General features: G+C 71.1%; 15 protein-coding genes. 5 read left to right on the top strand and 10 right to left on the bottom strand.

Going from position 1 to position 19,977, the window contains the following annotated elements; translation table 11 throughout:
* Window positions 1–190 precede the first annotated feature (190 nt).
* Entirely contained in the window at window positions 191–1,009 is an 819-nt protein-coding gene (locus tag ACWDRB_RS37395) for a 2-hydroxyacid dehydrogenase (RefSeq protein WP_449901872.1), read from the bottom strand.
* A 128-nt stretch (window positions 1,010–1,137) separates the two neighbouring features.
* On the opposite strand from ACWDRB_RS37395, the gene ACWDRB_RS37390 reads away from it, so the two are divergent.
* On the top strand, window positions 1,138–2,196 hold the full coding sequence (locus tag ACWDRB_RS37390) for a PQQ-dependent sugar dehydrogenase (protein WP_449901869.1): 1,059 nt from the start codon (window positions 1,138–1,140) through the stop codon (window positions 2,194–2,196).
* 253 nt (window positions 2,197–2,449) lie between these two features.
* Here ACWDRB_RS37390 and ACWDRB_RS37385 read toward each other — a convergent pair whose 3' ends face one another.
* The 3 genes from ACWDRB_RS37385 to ACWDRB_RS37375 form a co-directional block, all read right to left on the bottom strand.
* Window positions 2,450–4,435, bottom strand: a complete 1,986-nt coding sequence (locus ACWDRB_RS37385) for a VanW family protein (RefSeq protein WP_449901866.1) — start codon at window positions 4,433–4,435, stop codon at window positions 2,450–2,452.
* Window positions 4,436–4,527: 92 nt separating this feature from the next.
* Complete coding sequence (locus ACWDRB_RS37380; protein ID WP_350729592.1) at window positions 4,528–5,190, bottom strand: response regulator; 663 nt, start codon at window positions 5,188–5,190, stop codon at window positions 4,528–4,530.
* 88 nt (window positions 5,191–5,278) lie between these two features.
* A complete protein-coding gene (locus ACWDRB_RS37375) occupies window positions 5,279–6,853 on the bottom strand; it encodes an ATP-binding protein (RefSeq protein ID WP_449901863.1) in 1,575 nt (524 codons plus the stop codon).
* Between the two features lie 135 nt (window positions 6,854–6,988).
* Between ACWDRB_RS37375 and ACWDRB_RS37370 the strand changes: the two genes are divergently transcribed.
* From ACWDRB_RS37370 to ACWDRB_RS37360, 3 genes are read left to right on the top strand one after another with little or no spacing between them, the layout of a single operon-like run.
* Window positions 6,989–7,960: a tripartite tricarboxylate transporter substrate binding protein gene (locus tag ACWDRB_RS37370; protein WP_449901861.1), complete on the top strand. Its 972-nt coding sequence runs from the start codon at window positions 6,989–6,991 to the stop codon at window positions 7,958–7,960.
* Complete coding sequence (locus tag ACWDRB_RS37365; protein ID WP_355205496.1) at window positions 7,960–8,445, top strand: tripartite tricarboxylate transporter TctB family protein; 486 nt, start codon at window positions 7,960–7,962, stop codon at window positions 8,443–8,445. The genes ACWDRB_RS37370 and ACWDRB_RS37365 overlap by 1 nt, the downstream gene beginning before the upstream one ends.
* Window positions 8,446–9,954 (top strand): tripartite tricarboxylate transporter permease, encoded by a 1,509-nt coding sequence (locus tag ACWDRB_RS37360; protein WP_449901858.1) that lies wholly within the window; start codon window positions 8,446–8,448, stop codon window positions 9,952–9,954.
* Here ACWDRB_RS37360 and ACWDRB_RS37355 read toward each other — a convergent pair.
* The 4 genes from ACWDRB_RS37355 to gatC all read right to left on the bottom strand — a co-directional run bounded on the left by ACWDRB_RS37355 (window position 9,938) and on the right by gatC (window position 14,785).
* Window positions 9,938–11,299 (bottom strand): MFS transporter, encoded by a 1,362-nt coding sequence (locus ACWDRB_RS37355; protein ID WP_449901855.1) that lies wholly within the window; start codon window positions 11,297–11,299, stop codon window positions 9,938–9,940. The genes ACWDRB_RS37360 and ACWDRB_RS37355 overlap by 17 nt on opposite strands.
* Window positions 11,300–11,437: 138 nt before the next feature.
* On the bottom strand, window positions 11,438–12,925 hold the full coding sequence (gene gatB / locus ACWDRB_RS37350; protein ID WP_449901882.1) for an Asp-tRNA(Asn)/Glu-tRNA(Gln) amidotransferase subunit GatB: 1,488 nt from the start codon (window positions 12,923–12,925) through the stop codon (window positions 11,438–11,440).
* Between the two features lie 2 nt (window positions 12,926–12,927).
* A complete protein-coding gene (gene gatA / locus ACWDRB_RS37345) occupies window positions 12,928–14,418 on the bottom strand; it encodes an Asp-tRNA(Asn)/Glu-tRNA(Gln) amidotransferase subunit GatA (protein WP_449901853.1) in 1,491 nt (496 codons plus the stop codon).
* A gap of 67 nt (window positions 14,419–14,485) precedes the next feature.
* Entirely contained in the window at window positions 14,486–14,785 is a 300-nt protein-coding gene (gatC, locus tag ACWDRB_RS37340; protein ID WP_185068184.1) for an Asp-tRNA(Asn)/Glu-tRNA(Gln) amidotransferase subunit GatC, read from the bottom strand.
* A 146-nt stretch (window positions 14,786–14,931) separates the two neighbouring features.
* Between gatC and ACWDRB_RS37335 the strand changes: the two genes are divergently transcribed.
* Window positions 14,932–15,405, top strand: a complete 474-nt coding sequence (locus ACWDRB_RS37335) for a hypothetical protein (protein WP_449901850.1) — start codon at window positions 14,932–14,934, stop codon at window positions 15,403–15,405.
* On the opposite strand, the gene ACWDRB_RS37330 is transcribed toward ACWDRB_RS37335, so the two are convergent.
* Window positions 15,375–17,447: a putative bifunctional diguanylate cyclase/phosphodiesterase gene (locus ACWDRB_RS37330; protein ID WP_449901848.1), complete on the bottom strand. Its 2,073-nt coding sequence runs from the start codon at window positions 17,445–17,447 to the stop codon at window positions 15,375–15,377. The two genes, ACWDRB_RS37335 and ACWDRB_RS37330, sit on opposite strands and share 31 nt — an antisense overlap.
* Window positions 17,448–17,760: 313 nt before the next feature.
* Window positions 17,761–19,950 (bottom strand): NAD-dependent DNA ligase LigA, encoded by a 2,190-nt coding sequence (gene ligA / locus ACWDRB_RS37325; protein ID WP_449901845.1) that lies wholly within the window; start codon window positions 19,948–19,950, stop codon window positions 17,761–17,763.
* Window positions 19,951–19,977 lie beyond the last annotated feature (27 nt).

Genomic DNA, 19,977 nt, shown 5'->3' with positions numbered 1-19,977 from the left:
GCCCGGTCGATCACTTCGCCAGTGTGTGCGCTCGTGGGTGCGCGGGTGGTGACAACGCCGATGTCGTCACCGATCTGATAACCACACAGACCAATTTCCGCCAAGAGATCCTTGACAGCGAGTCAGGACCTCCTCGCAAAGGCAACCGTACGCACCGAAGGTCACGGACCAGCCACTTTCCGGGATCCTCTCAGTACGAGTCGGTGATGACGTTGACCAGCGGTTCGTCTGCGAGATAGCGCAGCAGCTGGGCGCGGATCAGGCGCAGCATGCGCCGCCCGGACGCGGGGGTGCTGCCCGCGACGTGCGGAGTGATCAGGAGGCCCGGAGCGCTCCAGAGGGGGTGGCCCTCGGGCAGCGGCTCGGGCGCGGTCACATCCAGCGCGGCGCGTAGCCTACCGTTTTTGAGCTCCGCGATCAGCGCGTCCGTGTCGACGATCCCGCCCCTGGCGGCGTTGACCAGCACGGCGCCGTCCTTCATCCGCGCCAGGAAAGCCGCGTCGACCATGCCCGCGGTGTCGGCCGTGGCGGGCACGAGCAGCACCACGGCGTCAGCCTCCGGCAGCAGGGCGGGCAGCTCGTCCATGGCGTGCACGCCGTCGCGGGCGCTCCTGGCCACGCGTACGACCTCGACCTCGAACCCCTCAAGCCGCCTCTCCAGCGCGGCGCCGATGGAGCCGTGGCCGACGATGAGCACGGTGGAGTCGGCCAGCACGTCGGTGTGGTGGTAGGTCCACTCGCCCCTGCGCTGCGCGTCCACGAACCCGGGGAACTCCCGCAGCACCGCGATCATCGCCCCGACGGCCCACTCGGCGGTCCCGGCGTCGTGCACGCCGCGGGCGTTGCACAGCACCGCGCCGTCCGGCAGGTGCGGCCGGTACGGCTCCACACCCGCGGTGACGGTCTGCACCAGCCGCAGGGAGCTCATCCTGGCCAGCGTGCCCGGGACGTCCGGCACGGTGACGAGCGGCGGGATCCAGACCTCTACCTCGTCGATCCCTTCCGGCATCGGGGCTGTGCCATCGTAAACAGCACATTCAACCCCAGGCAGGTCGGACAGAACATCAGCCACCGAATCGGACGGAACCCAGGTCTTCATGCCGAGAACCTTATGACTCCAAGGGAAGTATGGAACACATGAGGAAGCTCTGGACGCTCATGCTCATGGCCGTGCTCACCGCCTGTTCCAGCGGTCTGGCCGGCGGCGGGGAGGTGACGCCGACGGCCACCGCTCCGGCCGGGGCCGGGCCGGGAGAGCCCAGGGACGTGGTGACGGGGCTGGCGGTGCCGTGGGCGATCACGTTCCTGCCCGGAGGCGACGCGCTGGTCACGGAGCGTGACACGGCCAGGCTGCTTCGCGTGACCCGGGACGGGAAGGTGACCTCGCTGGGAACGATCCCGGGGGTGAGCGCGGCCGGCGAGGGCGGGCTGATGGGGGTGGCGGCAAAGGATCAGCAAATATTCCTTTACTACACCGCGGAACAGGACAACCGGATCGTCCGCTACCAGCTCACCGGCGACCGCCTCGGCGACGAGCGGGTCCTGGTGCGGGGCATCCCCAAGGGCGGGATCCACAACGGGGGACGGCTCGCGTTCGGACCCGACGGGTTCCTGTACGCCTCCACCGGCGAGACCGGCGACGACCAGTTGGCCCAGCAGCGCGACTCGCTGGGCGGCAAGATCCTCCGCATGACCGTGGACGGGGCGCCCGCGCCCGGCAACCCGTTCGGGACGCTCGTCTACAGCTACGGCCACCGCAACGTCCAGGGGCTGGCCTGGGACCCGTCCGGCCGCCTGTACGCGTCGGAGTTCGGCCAGAACACCTATGACGAGGTGAACCTCATCAAGGCGGGAGGCAACTACGGCTGGCCGGAGGTCGAGGGGCGCAGCGACGACTCGCGCTACGTGAACCCCATCGTCACCTGGTCCACCGACGAGGCCTCGCCGTCGGGGATGGCGTACGCGAACGGCTCGCTGTGGGTGGGGGCGCTGCGCGGGACCCGGCTGTGGCAGATCCCGCTGACGGCGGACGGGTCGGCGGGCACGCCCGTCGCCCACTTCACCGGCCGCTACGGCCGCCTCCGCGCCGTCACCGCGGCCCCGGACGGGACGCTGTGGGTCGGCACCAGCAACAAGGACGGGCGCGGCTCCCCGCGGCCGGGCGACGACCGCATCCTCTCGGTCCCGCTCTCGTAACCCCGCCTCAGACGCCCCCAGACGCGCCCCAGACCCGGGCAAACGCCCTAGGGGCCCCGAGGTACCCGGAACGGAACCCGGCACCGCCCACACGCCACACACCGTCCGCGTCGCCCGTGCAGCACGCGGGCGGCGCCGCCGGCTCGGCTGCTGAGGCACGGACCCACGCCCGCCGGCGGGACAGCGCCCACACCGTAGGCGCGTCTCGGCGTGCCCGTCTTCGGCGGAGGGCCGGGCGGGCGGCGAGCGGGGGTCAGCTGCAGGTGGTCTGCGTCTGGGGCCGGTACTTGGTGGTCAGCTTCTTGTCCTTCTTGACCACCTTGCCGTCCTGGTGGAACACCCGGGTCACATCGATCGTGAACCCCTGCTCCCCCACCGTCGGCAAGCATCCCGGCGCCGAGCTGGTCTCGGTCCGGAACGGCCGGATGTCCCGCTTCTCGGACGCCACCGCCTCCACCTCGTCGTACCGCTCGGTGCTCCACAAGGTGACCGTCACCGAAGTCTCCGTGAAGGCCGTCTTGATCAGCACGCCGAAGTCGGAGTCGTTGCGCCACTTCAGGTCCGTGTCCGGATAGAGCAGCGCCACGTCCCGCCCGGGCGGGTAGCGGGGGGCGTAGAAGTCCATCGGCTGGTGCTCGACCAGGTCGAACCCACCGAAGAAGGCCGCGTTGTACATGGTCGTGGCGAACTGGGAGACCCCGCCGCCGACGATGCTCACCATCCGCCCGCCGACGATCTGTCCCGCCTCGACGTACCCGTCCTCGACGGTGCGCTCGCCCACGACCTCGTTGATCGAGAACGTCGCCCCGGGCTTCACCAGCTGCCCGTCGAGCTCCTGCGCCATGCGCTGGATGTTCTTGACGCGAGGCTGGCCGGCGTCGAACGACGTGGTGAACGTGCCCACGGTCTCTTTGACTCCGAGGTCGCGTACCTGCTCCGTCGTGACCGCGGGGGCGACGGCGCCCAGCCGGACCGGGATCGTCCGGCTGCCGCCCTCGTCGAACAGCCGCTCGGCGTCCCTGGCCAGCAGCTTGCCGTTCACGCCCCGCCCCGTGCGGGCGGGCACCAGGACCGGCTTGCCGTTCACGATGTCGTACGTGGCGTCGCGCGGCTGCTGGGCCGCGTCCACCAGCCGGCTCTCCAGGGCCGCCAGCACCGCCGTGGTGTCGAACTGGGGCGCGAGCCCGCCGGAGCCGTCGGAGTTGTAGGTCAGGTTGGCGGCGATCATGGCCGGGGGGATCTGCGCCTGCTTGTCGCCGACCGTCAGCGTGACGGGCCCGGAGACGGCCTGCTTCGCCTTGGTGAGGGCGGTCGCGACGGCGTCGGCGCTGGTGACGGACTTGGCCGGCCTGAGGGTGAGCACGACGTTGCCGCCGCCCTGCAGGAAGGCGTCGCCGATCCGGCGCACGGCGTCCTCCCGGTCGAGCAGCACGCCGTCCTCGGGCTGGCGGGCCTTCGGCTCCAGCCCGGTGAAGGTCACCCGGCCCTCGTGGGGCTTCTTGTCGGCGGCCTCGGCCATGCCCTCGACGGTCCTGGCCAGCTGCGAGGAGTCGAGGTTCACCTTCGGCTGGAGCTGGGTCTTGCCGGTGAGGCCCCGCCACACCTCCTGCGGGCTGGGGAACCCGCTGGGCGCCTGGCCGATCGTGCCGACCACGTCGAGTTCGAGACCGGCCTCGTCGGACTGGATGGTCTCCTTGCGGCCGGCGATGTCGACCACGACCGGGCGACTCAGCCGGGTGGCGAGCTCGTTGCGGAGCTTGTCGGCCGCCTGGGTGACGGTCAGCCCGCCGATGTCGACGCCCGAGACCTGGGTGCCGCGCAGGACGGAGCCCGACATGAGCACGGCGGGCACCACGTACGCCAGCGCCGCGAGCAGCACGATGCACACCAGCAGGCCCGGCAGGAGGCGGCGCTTGCGAGGCGGCTCGGGCTCGTACGAGGTCGGCCGCTCCGAAGGGGAGCCGAACACGGGCGCGGGCGGGGTCGGCGGTTGCTTGCCGTTCACCGGCCATGGCTGCGCCGGCGGCGCCACAGGGGGCAGCGCACCGCCCGAGGGACCGCCCGGGGCGCTCGGGCCTTGGGCCGGCCGGGGTTCCTGCCTGTCCGTGGGGCCGAAGATGTCCCGGGAGACACCCGGGGGCAGCCCTTCGATCCGCGGCTTCTTGGAGACCCCCGACGCGGGTAACGGCACCGAGGCGAACGGGTCGGTCGGTGATTCGATCGGTCCGGCGTTACGCACGCCTCAATCTCCTCCCGGTCCGCAGCCAAGTCTCAGGCAACAGTAAGGCACGCGGATCCGCATATGTCACGGGAAATGGCTACGGAAGTGTGTCAACCTAGCCACCGGTAGCGATGTTCCGGCCGTCCGGCGGTGCCGTAACGGGGCCGGAACTCGGCCTGCCCGGCCACGCACAGGTATTCGAGATAGCGGCGGACGCTCACCCTCGACAGGCCCGTGAGCTCGGCCGTCTCGGTCGCCGACAGGTCGCGGCCCGCCTCCCGGAGGGTGTCCGCGACCAGTTCGCACGTGGCCGCCGACAGCCCCTTCGGCATCGGCGCGGACGTCTTGGGGCTCCCGAAGAGCCGGTCCACGTCGTCCTGCCGCGCCTCGGGGCCGATGGCGGTCAGGCGCCTGCGGGTGTCGGCGTACTGCTGGAGCCGGTCGGTCAGCGCGGCGGCGGTGAAGGGCTTGATGAGGTAGTTGACGGCGCCGCCGCGCATGGCCTCCCTGACCGTGGGCACGTCGCGGGCGGCGCTGATCATGAGGACGTCCACGCCGTGGAGCTGCTTGAGCACCTCAAGTCCCGACATGTCGGGCAGGTAGATGTCGAGCAGCACGAGGTCCGGCCGCAGCTCGGCCGCCGCGGTGAGCGCGTCGGCCCCGCTGTGCGCGACGGACACGACCCGGAATCCGGGTACGCGCGCCACGTAGCCGCTGTGGATGCGGGCGACCATGAAGTCGTCGTCCACCACCAGCACCCGGATGTCACTCATGACCGCACCTCCGCCAGGAGCCCGGGCACGCGCACCACTGCCGCGGGTCCCGGCACGCGCACCTCCGCCGCGGATCCCGGCACCGGGATCACGTGCGGGCCTTCGCCGGGAGCAGGGCCGTGAAGACCGCGCCGCCCGAGTTCCGTACACGTACCCAGCCGCCCCGGCGCAGACACGCCTGCCGGGTCAGCGCCAGCCCGAGCCCACGCGGTCCCGACTGGGCGGCCTTGGTGGTGAACCCCTCCCTGAACACCTCTTCCACCAGGTCGGGCGCGATGCCCGGCCCGGAGTCGCCCACCCGTACGCGCAGCCCGTCGGCGTCGGCCTGCACCGACACCTCGATCGTGCCCTCGGCGCCGTCGAGCGCGTCGATGGCGTTGGCGACCAGGTTGCCGACCACGAGGACCGCGTCCTGCGGGTCGCCGAGCAGGCCCTCGGGCACGGCGGAGTCGTCCGACAGCACGAGCCGGGCGCCCCGCTCGGCCGCCTCGGCGGACTTGGCCAGCAGCAGGGCGGCCAGGGTGGGGTCCTGGACGCGTTCGCGCAGGTCGGTGAGGTAGGTGCCGCCGGTGCTGCGGGTGATGAAGCCGATAGCCGCCTCGTGCTCGCCCAGCTCCAGCAGGCCGACGATGGTGTGCATGCGGTTGGCGAACTCGTGCGCCTGCGCCCGCAGCGCGTCCGTCGCGCTGCTGGTGTCGTGGAGCTCGCGGGCCAGCCGGGTCAGCTCGGTGCGGTCCCGCAGGGTGACGACCCAGCCGCGGTGCTGGCCGCGTACCGAGACCGGGGTGCGGTTGAGAACCAGCACGCGCTCGCCGTGCAGCACGACGCGGTCCTCGCCGGGGTCGGCGCCCCCGAGCACGTCGCGCATGCGCTCGGAGACCGGCATCTGCGTCAGGTCCTCGCCGACGTTGCCCAGGAGCTCGCGAGCGGCGTCGTTGACCAGCGTGACGCGGCCGTTGAGGTCGAGCGCGAGCACGCCCTCCTTGACGCCGTGCAGCACCCCCTCGCGCTGCTCCAGCAGCGCGGCGATCTCGCGCGGCTCCAGCCCGAACGTCTGCCTGCGCACCCGCGCGGTGATCACCGCGGCCAGCGTGAGCCCCGCCAGCAGCACGGCCAGCGCCGTCCAGACCAGCGGCGGGAGCGCGGCGCCGAGCTGGCCGACGACCGTGGTCTCCAGCACGCCGACCGAGACCAGGCCGATCACGCTGCCGTATTCGTCGCGGATGGGGGCCTTGCCCCTGACCGTGGTGCCGATCGTGCCGGTCTCGGTGCCCACCCAGCTCCTGCCGGTCTTGAGCACGGTGGTGCCGTCGGTGGACAGCTGCTTGCCGATCAGCAGGGTGTTGGGATGGGCGTAGCGCTTCTGCTCGGCGTTGGCGATCACGACATAGTCGGCGCCGGTCTCGTGCTGCACGCTCATGGCCAGCGGCTGCAGGACCGTCTCCGGATTCTTCAGTTTGAACGCTTCCCTGACCTGTGGGAGCCCTGCCACGGACTGCGCGATGGCCAGCGCCCGCTGCTGGTGCAGCGAGTCGAGCTGATCGCGCGTGTGCTCGGCCCACACCCCTGCGGTGCCCCCGACGGCGAGGATCACGATCACCATCTGGAGCACGAACAGCTGGGTCCCGAGGGAGGCGTCATAGACGCGTCTCACGGTGCACATGGAAACAAACGCAGGTCACGGCCAGGTTGCGACCAATACGACCACTACGACGGCAAGCGTGCAAAGCCTCGACGTGGGCGAGCGGGGGCTTCACGATCCCAGTTTTACAACCGTGAAACACCCCCTGGAGTGATCATGCGCTTGCGCGTATTCGCCGCCCTCGCGGCATTCTCCCTCGCCGCGCTGACCGGCTGCGGCGAGTCAGGCACCGGCACGTCCGCCAGCGGCTCCTTGCGGATCATGGCTCCGGCCTCCCCCGGCGGCGGCTGGGACCAGACCTCCCGCATCGCGGAGCAGGCGATCAAGGCCGCCGACTCCAAGCGCAAGGTCGAGGTGTACAACGTGCCCGGCGCGGGCGGCACGATCGGCCTGGCGCAGCTCGCTGGCGAGAAGGGCAACGGCAACCTGCTGATGACCATGGGCCTGGTCATGGTGGGCGCCATCGAGCAGAACAAGTCCAAGGTCACCCTGGCCGAAACCACGCCGATCGCCAAGCTGACCGAGGAGTACGAGATCGTCGTCGTCCCGGCCGAGTCCCCGTACAAGTCGCTCGCCGACATGGTGGCGGCCTGGAAGGCCGACCCGAAGAAGGTGTCGATCTCGGGCGGGTCCGCCGGCGGCACCGACCACATCGTGGCGGGCCTGATGGCCAAGGCCGCGGGCGTGGACCCCAAGCAGGTCAACTACATCGCCCACTCCGGCGGCGGCGAGGCGCTCAACGAGCTGCTCGGCAACAAGGTCAGCGCGGGCATCTCGGGCGTGGCCGAGTTCGCGGAGCACGTGAAGTCCGGCAAGCTGCGCGCCCTCGGCGTGACCTCCGCCGAGCGGATCCCCGGCCTGGACGCGCCCACGCTGAAGGAGGGCGGCCTGGACGTCTCGCTGGCCAACTGGCGCGGCTTCGTCGCCCCCGGCGGCCTGTCCGACGCCGACAAGAAGGCGCTGACCGACCTGGTCACCAAGATGCACGACTCGCAGCCGTGGAAGGACGCGGTGAGCAAGAACGGCTGGATCGACTCGTTCCAGACCTGGCAGCAGTTCACCGACTTCCTGAGCTCCGAGCAGACCCGGGTCAAGGGCATCATCGCCGAGATGGGGCTCGTTTCCTGATGGCTCGCTGGTGGCGGCCCGAGCTCGGGCTGGCGGTCGTGGTGCTGGGCCTGGGCGTGCTCGTCGTGATCGGGACGCTGGACGTCTCCGCGGCGGCCTCCCAGCTCGGCATCGGGCCCCGTTTCTTCCCCATGCTGGTGGGCGGCGCCATGGTGCTCATCGGCCTGTTCTACGTGGCCGACGTCATCCGCGGCGGCCACGGCGACCCTGAGGAGAGCGAGGACGTGGACGTGGAGGCGCCCACGGACTGGCGCAGCGTCGGGCTGGTCAGCGGGATCTTCCTGGCGTTCACGGCGCTCCTCAACGTGCTCGGCTGGATCATCGGCGCGAGCCTGCTGTTCTTCGGGCTGTCGCTGGCGCTCGGGGCCGAGCACAAGGTGCGCACGGCCGTGATCTCGGTGGTCGTGGGGCTCGCCACGTACCTGCTGTTCGTCAAGGGCCTCGGCGTGTCGCTGCCGGGCGGGCTGCTGGCGGGGGTGATCTAGGTGGAGTCGCTCCAGCTTCTGCTCGACGGCTTCGCCGCCGCGCTCACCCCCGTCAACCTCCTGTACGCGCTCGTCGGCGTCACGCTCGGCACCCTGGTCGGCGTGCTGCCCGGCATCGGGCCCGCGATGACCGTGGCGCTGCTCCTGCCGATCACGTTCACGGTGCCGCCGGCCAGCGCGTTCATCATGTTCGCGGGCATCTACTACGGCGGCATGTACGGCGGCTCGACCACCTCCATCCTGCTCAACACGCCCGGCGAGTCCTCGTCGATGATCACGGCGCTGGAGGGCAACAAGATGGCCCGGCGCGGCCGGGCGGCGCAGGCGCTGGCCACGGCGGCCATCGGCTCGTTCGTGGCCGGGACGATCGCCACGGCACTGCTGGTCGTGGCCGCGCCCGCCGTGGTGAGCTTCGCGATCTCGTTCGGTCCCGAGGACTACTTCGCGCTGGCGATCCTGGCCTTCACCGCCGTGTCGTCCGTGCTGTCCCGCTCGGTCGTGCGCGGCCTGGCCTCCCTGGGCCTCGGGCTCGTGATCGGGCTCGTCGGCATCGACCAGCAGACCGGCCAGGCCCGGCTCACCATGGGCATCCCGCAGTTGCTCGACGGCATCGACGTCGTGATCGTCGCGGTGGGGCTCTTCGCGCTCGGCGAGGCCCTCTACGTGGCCTCGCGGCTGCGCCACGACACGCCCGAGGTGGTGCCCGTCGGACGGGCGTGGATGGGGCGCGCGGACTGGCGGCGCTCCTGGTTCCCGTGGCTGCGCGGCACGGCGCTGGGCTTCCCGTTCGGCGCGCTGCCCGGCGGCGGGGCGGAGATCCCCACCTTCCTGTCGTACGCGGCCGAGAAGCGGCTGGCGCGCGGACAGGCCCGCGAGGAGTTCGGCAAGGGGGCCATCGAGGGTGTGGCCGGGCCCGAGGCGGCCAACAACGCCTCCGCGGCGGGCACCCTGGTCCCGCTGCTCACGCTGGGCCTGCCCACGTCGGCGACGGCCGCGATCCTGCTGGCCGCCTTCCAGCAGTACGGGCTCCAGCCCGGGCCGCAGCTGTTCGACCACAACCCGGCGCTGGTGTGGGGCATGATCGCGTCGCTGTTCATCGGCAACACGATGCTGCTGGTGCTGAACCTGCCCCTCGCTCCCCTGTGGGCTCGCGTCCTGCGGATCCCCCGCCCGTACCTGTACGCCGGGATCGTCCTGTTCGCCGCCCTCGGCGTCTACGCCCTGAACGGCACCGTCGTGGACCTCGTGGTCCTGTACGTCCTGGGTCTCCTGGGCTACGCCATGCGCCGCTTCGGTCTGCCGGTCGCCCCCGCGGTGATCGGCATGATCCTGGGCCCGATGGCGGAGATCCAGCTCCGCCGCGCCCTGGCGATCGGGGCGGGCGACGTTACGGTCCTCGTGCGCAGCCCGATCGCCGTGGTGCTGCTGGTCCTGGCCGCCCTGGCGTTGCTCGCGCCGGTGTTCAGGACGCTGTCGGCCCGGCGGCGTGCGGTCACGCCGGTCGATTGACGGGCTCACGAGCTGGTTCCGCCGGTGCCACCGGATCGGCGGAACCGCTCGTGGCCCGGCGGCCGAAAGACCGGGGCGCGATCGCCAGCCCGGCCAGCGCCATGACCAGCGTGGCCGCGTACACCGTCCAGTATCCCGAGTGGGCCGCCGTGAACAGCGCGCTGGTGACGGCCACCGCCACCACCGAGAACACCGACTCGCCCACCTGCAGCGCCGAGCTGTTCCTGCCCTGCTCGCCGGGCGCCGACAGCTCCAGCGTCAGCACCGACAGCGTCGGGTAGAGCAGGCCGATCCCGAAGCCGGTGATGATCCACGCCGGGTAGGCCAGCGCCACCGGCACCGCGGTGAACGTCACCGTGCCCATGAGCAGGATGCCCAGCGCCAGCATGGCCGAGCCCAGCCGCAGGTTCGTCACCTGGCTGAAGGTCTCGCGGCCCTGCAGCCACGAGGCGAACGACCAGGTCAGAGAGCCTCCCATGAGCACGAGGCCGGCGGCCAGCGTCGACAGGCCGCGCGCCTGGATCAGCATGAGCGGCACGATCACCTCGGCCGCGAAGAACGCGCCGGAGGCCAGGCCGCGCAGCCCGACCACGGACGGCAGCCCGCGGGCGGCGCGCAGCGTACCGGCGGGAAGCAGCCTGGGCAGCGCCACGAGCAGCACCGCCAGGCCCGCGACCAGCAGCACGAGCCGCCCGTCGCTGCCGTACTGCATGAGCCCGGCGCCCACGGCCGTCACGACCGCCCAGCCGATCTTCCCCAGCAGGCCGGGCTCGGACTCGCTCTGCCCACCGGCCAAAGGCTGACCCGCCAGCCCGCGCAGCAGCACCAGGCCGCCCGCCACGGTCAGCATCGGCACCAACAGGAACACCCAGCGCCACCCGAGCGTCTCGGTCACCACTCCCACGATCGCCGGCCCCGCCATCGAGGGCACCACCCACGCGGTCGCGAAGAGGGAGAAGATCCGCGGATGCAGCTCCTCGGGATAGACCCGGGCCACCACGACATAGAGCGCCACGCTGACCAGCGCGCCGCCGAACCCCTGCAGGAACCGGCCCGCGATCAGCACCTCCATGCTCGGCGCCAGCCCCGCCACCGTCAGACCGCCGACAAACCCCGCCACACCGGTCCACAGGGGCGCCAGGGGGCCGCGTACGTCCGCCCACCGGCCGCCGAGCACGGTGCCCACCACGCTGGCCGCCATCGCCCCGCTGAACGCCAGACCGTAGAGCTCCAGCCCGCCGAGCTCCTTGGCCACGACCGGCATGGCGATCGCGACCGCCATGTACTCGAAGGCCACCAGCGACACCATCGCCACCAGGCCCACCGTCAACGCTTTTCTCTTCATGCCCCGAACGCTACGGAGCCCCGCCTCCCGGCGCCTCCAGCGCCGGTCCTAGCCGACCCCGGCAATTGGGCCTAGGACCCCGCGCCAAAGCCGAGGGCCCCGCCGTCGGAACGGCGAGGCCCTCATCGTTTGCCTGCGTTATTCGGAGACGCCCAGCTTCTCCAGGATCAGCTGGCGGGCGCGGGCCGCGTCGGCCTTGCCCCTGCTCGCCTTCATGACGCCGCCCACCAGGGCGCCGGCCGCGGCGATCTTGCCGGACCTGACCTTCTCGGCCGCGTCGGCGTTGGCGGCCAGCACCTGGTCGATGATGGCCAGCAGCTCGCCCTCGTCGCTGACGATCTGCAGGCCGCGCTTCTCGACCACCTCGTCCGGGGTGCCCTCACCGGCCAGCACGCCTTCGAGCACCTCGCGCGCCAGCTTGTCGTTGAGCGCGCCGGAGGCCACCAGCTCGGTCACCCTGGCGATCTGCGCCGGAGTGATGGGCAGGTCGGCCAGCGCGGCGCCGGTCTCGTTGGCGCGCCTGGCCAGCTCGCCCATCCACCACTTGCGCGCGTCCGCCGCCGGGGCGCCCGCCGCGACCGTGGCCTCGACCAGGTCGAACGCGTCGGCGTTGTGCATGGCCTGCATGTCGAGGTCGGACAGCCCCCACTCGGCCTGCAGCCGCTTGCGCCTGACCGACGGCAGCTCGGGCAGGGCCGCCTTCAGCTCCGCCACCCAGGCGGTGTCGGGCGCGATCGGCACCAGGTCGGGCTCGGGGAAGTAGCGGTAGTCCTGCGCCTCCTCCTTGGACCTGCCGGACGTGGTGGTGCCGGTGTCCTCGTGGAAGTGCCGGGTCTCCTGAATGATCTTCCCGCCGTCGGCCAGTACGGCCGCCTGGCGCTCGATCTCGCTCCGCACGGACCGCTCGACGCTGCGCAGCGAGTTGACGTTCTTGGTCTCCGTACGGGTGCCCCACTCGGAGGAGCCGCGCGGCATGAGCGACACGTTGACGTCGCACCGCAGCGAGCCCTCCTCCATGCGCACGTCGGAGACGCCGAGGGAGCGCATGATCTCGCGCAGCTCGGTGACGTACGCCTTGGCCACCTCGGGTGCGAGCCGGTCGGTGCCCGGGATGGGCTTGGTCACGATCTCGACCAGCGGGATGCCGGCGCGGTTGTAGTCGACGATCGAGTAGTCGGCCCCTTGGATGCGCCCGGTCGCGCCGCCCACGTGGGTGGACTTGCCGGTGTCCTCCTCCAGGTGCACCCGCTCGATCTCGATCCGCACGATCTGCCCCTCGACCTCGACGTCGAGGTAGCCGTCGAAGCAGAGCGGCTCGTCGTACTGCGAGATCTGGTAGTTCTTCGGCATGTCCGGATAGAAGTAATTCTTCCGGGCGAAGCGGCACCACTCGGCGATCGAGCAGTTCAGCGCCAGGCCGATGCGGATGGTCGACTCGATGGCCGCGGCGTTGGCCACCGGCAGCGACCCGGGGAGCGCCAGGCAGGTCGGGCAGACCTGCGTGTTGGGCGGGGCGCCGAAGGCGGTCTTGCAGCCGCAGAACATCTTCGACCTGGTGCCCAGCTCGACGTGCGTCTCCAGGCCCAGCACCGGCTCGAACCGGTCGAGCGCTTCGTCATAGACCATGGTCATAGCGACGGGGCCTCCTTCAGCAACGGGCCGCCCCAGCGGCTCTCCAGGGCCTTCTCGACGGCGGCACCGACGCGGTAGCAGCGGTCGTCGGCCAGGACCGGCGCCATGATCTGCAGGCCGACCGGCAGGTTGTCCTCGTCGGCCAGGCCGACCGGAACCGACATGGCCGCGTTGCCCGCCAGGTTGGACGGGATGGTGCACAGGTCGGCGAGGTACATCGCGATCGGGTCGTCGGCGCGCTCGCCGATCCCGAACGCCGTGGTCGGCGTGGTCGGCGACACCAGCACGTCGACCTGCTGGTAGGCGGCCTCGAACTCGCGGGAGATGACCGTGCGCACCTTCTGCGCCTGGCCGTAGTAGGCGTCGTAGTAGCCGCTCGACAGCGCGTACGTGCCGAGCATGATGCGCCGCTTGACCTCGGCGCCGAACCCGGCGGCCCTGGTCAGCGCCATGACCTCCTCGGCGCTGCGGGTGCCGTCGTCGCCGACGCGCAGGCCGTAGCGCATGGCGTCGAAGCGCGCCAGGTTGGACGAGCACTCCGACGGCGCGATCAGGTAGTAGGCGGGCAGCGCGGTCGTGAACGACGGGCAGGAGACCTCGACGACCTTGGCCCCGAGCGACTCCAGGAGCTGCACGGCCTCGTGGTAGCGGGCCAGCACGCCGGCCTGGTAGCCCTCGCCGGCGAACTCCTTGACGACGCCGATCCGCATGCCGGCGATGTCGGGGTTCTTCGCGGCCTCGACCACGCTCGGCACGGCCGCGTCGATCGAGGTGGAGTCCATCGGGTCGTGCCCGGAGAACGCCTCGTGCAGCAGCGCCGCGTCGAGCACGTTGCGGGCGAACGGGCCCGGCGTGTCGAGCGAGCTGGCGAACGCGATGAGCCCGTAACGGGACGAGCCACCATAAGTGGGCTTCATGCCCACGATGCCGGTCACCGAGGCCGGCTGCCGGATGGAGCCGCCCGTGTCGGTGCCCGTGGACAGCGGCGCCTCGTACGCGGCCACGGCGGCGCTGGAGCCGCCCGACGAGCCGCCCGGCACCTTCGTCAGGTCCCACGGGTTGTGGGTGACCTGGTATGCCGAGTTTTCCGTGGAGGAGCCCATGGCGAACTCGTCCAGGTTGGTCTTGCCCAGGAAGACCAGCCCCGCCTCGCGCAGCCGCGCGGTGACGGTCGCGTCGTACGGCGGGCGCCAGCCCTCGAGGATCTTGGACGCGGCGGTGGTCGGCATGTCGCGCGTGGCGAAGATGTCCTTGTGCGCGATCGGCACGCCGGCCAGCGGGCCGAGCTTCTCGCCCGCCCTCAGCCTGGCGTCGACGGCCCGCGCCTGCTCCAGCGTCGTCTCGCGATCGATGTGGAGGAACGCCTGGACCTTGGGCTCGACCTCGGCCATGCGGTCGAGGTGCGCCTCGGCCACCTCGACGGCCGACACCTCGCCGCCGGCGATCATCGATCCCAGCTCGGCGGCGGTCTTACGGATCAGACTCATGCGCCCTCCTTCGTCGGGCACATGAGCCTGACAGAGCTGTGCTTAATTGTTCGCTCGCTACGCTCGCTCATGCCTCCTCCCCGAGGATGCGCGGCACCCGGAAGCGGTCGTCCTCGACGGCGGGCGCGCCGGAGAGCGCCTGCTCGGGCGTCAGGCACTGTCGTACCTCGTCGGCACGGAAGACATTGGTCAGCGGAAGCGCGTGCGACGATGGCGGCACGTCCTCGGCGGCGACCTCGGCGACCTTCGCAACCGCTTCGATGATGGCATCGAGCTGGGTGGCGTAGTGGTCGAGTTCGTCGTCGGTGAGCGCCAGCCTGGACAACCGGGCCAGGTGTGCGACCTCGTCGCGGGTTATGGCGGACATGAGTCGTGTAACCCGTTTCGTGGATGGAGTCTTTGGACAATGCCATCCTAGGGGGCTTGACGTGGCAGCCCCGAACCGATTAACCGCCCCGAAACGAACCTCACCCTGCTCCCGCTCGTTATCCGCTTGGGGACAGGGGGTCGGCTGTGGAGCGGAACGGCTGCGGCGCGGGATGCCTGGTGGTGCTCATCGTGCTGACGATACCTCTGGTGCTCGTCGCCGGAGTGCTGCTGGTGGCCGCCACCGTGTCCGCCGCCCGGCTGGAGTACCGCGCCGCGCACGGCGAGGGCACGATGGGCACCTTCACGGCGACCGACCTGGACTGCTCGGGCCGCGGCCCCTGCCGCTGGGAGGGCGTCTTCGAGTCCCCCGCACAGATCCGGCAGGGCGCCTGGATCTACGGGTACGAGCCCCTCGACCTGTCCGAGGGCGACCGCGTGCCCGCCCTGGACGCGGGCCACGACGTCAAGGTGTTCCGTCCGGGCTCCTACGACTGGCCCGGCGTGCTGCTGCTGTCGGTCCTCTCGCTCGCCACCCTGCTCCTGCCCGCCTACCTGCTCCGGCGCGTCCTGCGGAAGCGCCCGCCGGGTCAGGCCGATCGGCTGACCTCGGGCTGGTAGCCGTACTCGATCCCGGGCCCCGCGCCGGTGTGCTCCCTGAGCCAGACCGTGGCGTCGGCGGCGGCCATGGGCCGCCCGAACAGCCACCCCTGCCCCATGTCGCACCCCATCTCGTCCAGCCGCATCGCGACCTCGTCCGACTCCACGCCCTCGGCGACCGAGCGGAGGCCGAGCGAGCGGACCAGGTCCACGATCGAGCGGACGATCCGGTAGTCGTCCTCCGACTCGGCGATCCGGCGTACGAACGAGGCGTCGATCTTGACCTCGGACACCGCCAGGCGCTGGAGCCGGATCAGCGACGAGTAGCCCGTGCCGAAGTCGTCGAGCGCCAGCGGCACGCCCAGCGCGGCCAGCGCCTTGATGGTCTCGTGGGTGTAGGCCTGGTCGCCCGTCAGGATGCGCTCGGTCACCTCCAGCTGGATGGCCCCCGGCGGGAGCCCGGAGGCGGCCAGGCCGACCTCCAGCTGCTCCGGCAGGGCCGAGTCGAGCAGGTCGCGGGCCGAGATGTTGACGGAGATCTGCACCTGCAGCCCCGTGTGCCACCAGCGGGCCGCCTGCTCCAGCGCCGCCTCGATGACGTACGCCGTGAGGGGCCGCATCAGGTACGACTGCTCCGCCAGCGGCACGAACTCCGACGGCGGGATCATCCCGTGCACCGGATGACGCCACCGCAGCAGCGCCTCGACGCCCTGGACGGCGCCGGTGCCGAGGCTGACCTTGGGCTGGAAGTGCAGCCGCAGCTCGCGGCTGTCGATGGCACGGCGCAGGTCGCCGAGGAGATTGAGGCGTTCGGGAGAGTTGCGGTCCTTGTCGGGCTGGTAGAGCTCGACCCCGGTCCGCCCCTCCTTCGCCAGGTACATGGCCACGTCGGCCCGTTGCAGCAGCAGCTCGAAATCGGGGGCGTGGTCCGGATAGAGCGCGATCCCGACGGAACCGTCCACGTCGAAGGTCATGCCCTCCAGCCGGACCGGCTCGGTCAGCGCCGCCCGCAGCCGGGCCGCGACCTCCCTGGCCGCGTGGGCGTCCCTGATCGAGGGCAGCAGCACGGCGAACTCGTCACCGCCCAGCCGCGCCACGACGTCGCCGGGGCGTACGGAATGGGTGAGCCGGTGCGCCACCATCTGCAGCAGCCGGTCGCCCACCGGATGCCCCATCGTGTCGTTGACCTCCTTGAACCGGTCGAGGTCGAGGAGGAACAGGCCCACCCGCTCGTCGTGCCGGGCCTCGGCCAGCGCCTCCTCCGTGCTGACGATGAGCATCTTGCGGTTGGGCAGGCCGGTCAGCTCGTCGTGCAGGGCCTGATGGTCACGGCGCATCGAGAGCGTGGCGGTGAAGTAGACGGCGGCCAGCGGGGCGACGAAAAGGGGCACCATGCCGGGCGAGTGCTCCATGGCCACGACGACCAGGGGCGCCAGGCCGAGCAGCCCGACGTACACGAGGCTCTGCGGGACGACCGTGACCCTGAACACCCGCATGATCGAGCGCCGCTCGTGCAACGCGACCGCGCCGCACACGAGAGCCGCCCTGGTGGCGAAGTACGCGACCCCGGCCAGCGCGATCGCCGGCAGGTCCGACCCGTCCGGCACCCACGGCACGGCCGGGCTCGGCGCTATCCCGAACACCCCCATCACCACGGCCGCCGCGGTGAGCGCGAGCGTCGACTGCGCGATGTTGAACATGACCCGATGCCACGCCTTACGCGTCACCACCCCGTTCATGGCGACCGCGACGGCCTGCATGAGCACCGCCACGGGCAGCCCGAAGTGCAGGAGCACGGCGAAGGTGAACATGGTGGAGGGGTACGTGCCACCCACAGAGGCGGCGGACGACACCATCACGGGCCTCAGCTCGCCCAGGATCACCAGCACCGACAGCGCCCAGAACAGCGGCGTGCGGGCGAGCTCCACCAGCCCGACGGCGTCCAGCCTCAGCATGGCCACCACGAGCGCGGTGAAGCCGATCACGGTTATGCCCGCGAGGAACGCCCAGAGCGGCGAGCCGACGCGTGGTCCGGTGTCGCGGGTGTCGGTTGGGTCAGTCATCGGTAACAGAACCCCCATTAGGTCACTATGGGAGGGTACGACCTTCACCCCACTTCGCGAAACCAAGCGCGTACGTTCCGTCACTTCTCCTTTCCGACATATACCCAAAAACCACCCTCGGTAGCAAGTCGCCTACCCTGCCCACACAACCGACCCTCTCGGCCCCCACCACCGACAGCGGCCCCACCCAACGCCGCCCACCCCGCCCCACTCCACCCGACGCGCATCCCGCATCGAGCCGGGCACCACACACCAGCGCCGCACCCCGCAGCGGCCGGGCACCGCCGCACCAGCGCCCGGCCGTTGGATGGTGTTAAGCCTCCGTGGGCACCGCCGCGGCCGCGGCCGCTTCCGGGCCGTCCTTCAGCAGGACCTCGAACCCGGCCCCGTCCAGGATCGGCACCCCGAGGCTCACCGCCTTGTCGTACTTCGACCCCGCGTTCTCCCCCACCACCAGGAACGACGTCTTCTTCGACACCGACCCCGACACCTTCCCGCCCCGGCTGGTGATCGCGTCGGCCGCCGAGTCGCGGGTGTAGCCCTCCAGCGTCCCCGTCACCACGAACGTCAGCCCCTCGAGCGTCTGCGGCCCCTTCTCCGGCGCGGGCTCGTCCTCCATCCGCACCCCCGCGGCCCGCCACCGGTCGATGATCTCCCGGTGCCAGTCGACCGAGAACCACTCCCGGATCGTGGCCGCCACCCGGGCCCCGATGCCCTCGACGGCGGCCAGCTCCTCCTCCGAGGCGTTCATGATGCGGTCGATCGAGCGCATCTCGTCGGCCAGCGCACGGGCGGTCGGCGGGCCGATGTGCCGGATCGACAGGGCGACCAGCACGTTGGCGAGCGGCGCCTGCTTGGCCTGCTTCAGCTCCTCGATGAGCTGCAGCGCGTTCTGGCTGGCCCCGCCGTCGATGTTGGAGAAGAAGGTGACGACCTTCTCCTCCCCGGTCTTGGGGTCGATCTTGGCCAGACCGGTGTTCTGGTCGCGGACGATCGACTTGATGGGCAGCAGCTGCTCCAGCGTCAGGTCGAACAGGTCGGCCTCGGTGCGCACCACGGGCTCCTGGGGCGGCAGCGGCTGGGTGAGCGCGGTGGCCGCGACGTAACCGAGCCCGTCGATGTCGAGCGCGCGCCGCCCGCCCGCGAAGAAGATGCGCTCGCGGATCTGGGCAGGGCAGCCGTGGGTGTTGGGGCAGCGCAGGTCGGCGTCGCCCTCCTTCTCGTACGCCAGCTCGGTGCCGCACTCCGGGCAGTGGGTCGGCATGACGAACTCGCGCTCCGACCCGTCGCGCAGCGCCGTCACCGGCCCGACGATCTCGGGGATGACGTCGCCCGCCTTGCGCAGCACCACGGTGTCGCCGATGAGCACGCCCTTCTTGACCACGATGGCGGCGTTGTGGAGCGTGGCCCGCTCGACGGTCGAGCCCGACACCGTCACGGGCTCCATCACCGCGTACGGCGTGACCCGCCCCGTGCGGCCGACGCCCACCTCGATGTCGAGCAGCTTGGTGTTGACCTCTTCCGGCGGGTATTTGTACGCCATCGCCCACCGCGGCGCCCGCGACGTGGAGCCCAGCTCCCGCTGCGTGCGGAAGTCGTCGACCTTCACGACCACCCCGTCGATCTCGTACGGAGGATCGTGCCGGTGCACGCGGTAGTTCTCGATGAACTCGTTGACCTCGGTGAGCCCCGGCACCACCTGGTAGAGATCGCTGACCGGCAGCCCGAACTCCCGCAGCCGGTCGTACACGTCCGACTGCGCCCGCGGCACGGCCGAGCCCTCCCAGATGCCGATGCCGTGCACGAGCATCCGCAGCGGCCGCTGGGCCGTGACGCGCGGGTCCTTCTGCCGCAGCGTGCCGGCCGCGGAGTTACGCGGGTTGGCGAACGGCGTCTTGCCCTGCTCAATGAGCTGCTCGTTGAGCTGCTTGAAGTCCTCGACCGGAATGTAGACCTCGCCGCGCACCTCGACCAGGCTGGGGACGTCGTGGCCCGTGAGCCGGTGAGGGACGCCCTTGATCGTGCGGACGTTGGCCGTCACGTCGTCGCCCGTGCGCCCGTCGCCGCGGGTCGCCCCGCGCTCCAGCTTGCCGTCGCGGTAGACCAGCGCGATCGCCAGCCCGTCGATCTTGAGCTCGCAGAGGTAGGGCCCCGGATCTCCCTCGGCCAGCCGCTCCGCCCGCTGCATCCAGGCGGCCATGTCGGCTTCGTTGAAGGCGTTGTCGAGGCTCTCCATGCGGTTGAGGTGCTGGACCTTGGCGAAGTCGCCCGACACGGGGGCGCCGACCTTCTGCGTCGGCGAGTCGGGGGTCTGGAGCGACGGATGCGACTCCTCCAGCGCGAGCAACTCCTTGAACCACCCGTCGAACTGGGCGTCGCTGACCGTCGGCTGGTCGAGCACGTAGTAGCGCCAGCGAGCGTCGTCGACCAGCTCGCTCAGCTCGGCATGCCGCTTGAGCGCGGCCACGGGCACACCCGCCACCTCGGCGCCTGGCTCACTCACCGTCTGCTCCCCTCCCGAACCCGAACC

The sequence above is a fragment of the Nonomuraea sp. NPDC003707 genome (genome assembly GCF_053587055.1).
This window is presented reverse-complemented; position numbering and strand designations above follow the sequence as displayed.

Excerpts from the sequence above, each read along its gene's own strand:
- ACWDRB_RS37395 (WP_449901872.1), bottom strand. The coding sequence starts at position 1,009 with ATGCCGGAAGGGATCGACGAGGTAGAGGTCTGGATCCCGCCGCTCGTC.
- ACWDRB_RS37390 (WP_449901869.1), top strand. The coding sequence starts at position 1,138 with ATGAGGAAGCTCTGGACGCTCATGCTCATGGCCGTGCTCACCGCCTGT.
- ACWDRB_RS37380 (WP_350729592.1), bottom strand. The coding sequence starts at position 5,190 with ATGAGTGACATCCGGGTGCTGGTGGTGGACGACGACTTCATGGTCGCC.
- ACWDRB_RS37375 (WP_449901863.1), bottom strand. The coding sequence starts at position 6,853 with ATGTGCACCGTGAGACGCGTCTATGACGCCTCCCTCGGGACCCAGCTG.
- ACWDRB_RS37370 (WP_449901861.1), top strand. The coding sequence starts at position 6,989 with ATGCGCTTGCGCGTATTCGCCGCCCTCGCGGCATTCTCCCTCGCCGCG.
- ACWDRB_RS37365 (WP_355205496.1), top strand. The coding sequence starts at position 7,960 with ATGGCTCGCTGGTGGCGGCCCGAGCTCGGGCTGGCGGTCGTGGTGCTG.
- ACWDRB_RS37355 (WP_449901855.1), bottom strand. The coding sequence starts at position 11,299 with ATGAAGAGAAAAGCGTTGACGGTGGGCCTGGTGGCGATGGTGTCGCTG.
- gatB (WP_449901882.1), bottom strand. The coding sequence starts at position 12,925 with ATGGTCTATGACGAAGCGCTCGACCGGTTCGAGCCGGTGCTGGGCCTG.
- gatA (WP_449901853.1), bottom strand. The coding sequence starts at position 14,418 with ATGAGTCTGATCCGTAAGACCGCCGCCGAGCTGGGATCGATGATCGCC.
- gatC (WP_185068184.1), bottom strand. The coding sequence starts at position 14,785 with ATGTCCGCCATAACCCGCGACGAGGTCGCACACCTGGCCCGGTTGTCC.
- ACWDRB_RS37330 (WP_449901848.1), bottom strand. The coding sequence starts at position 17,447 with ATGACTGACCCAACCGACACCCGCGACACCGGACCACGCGTCGGCTCG.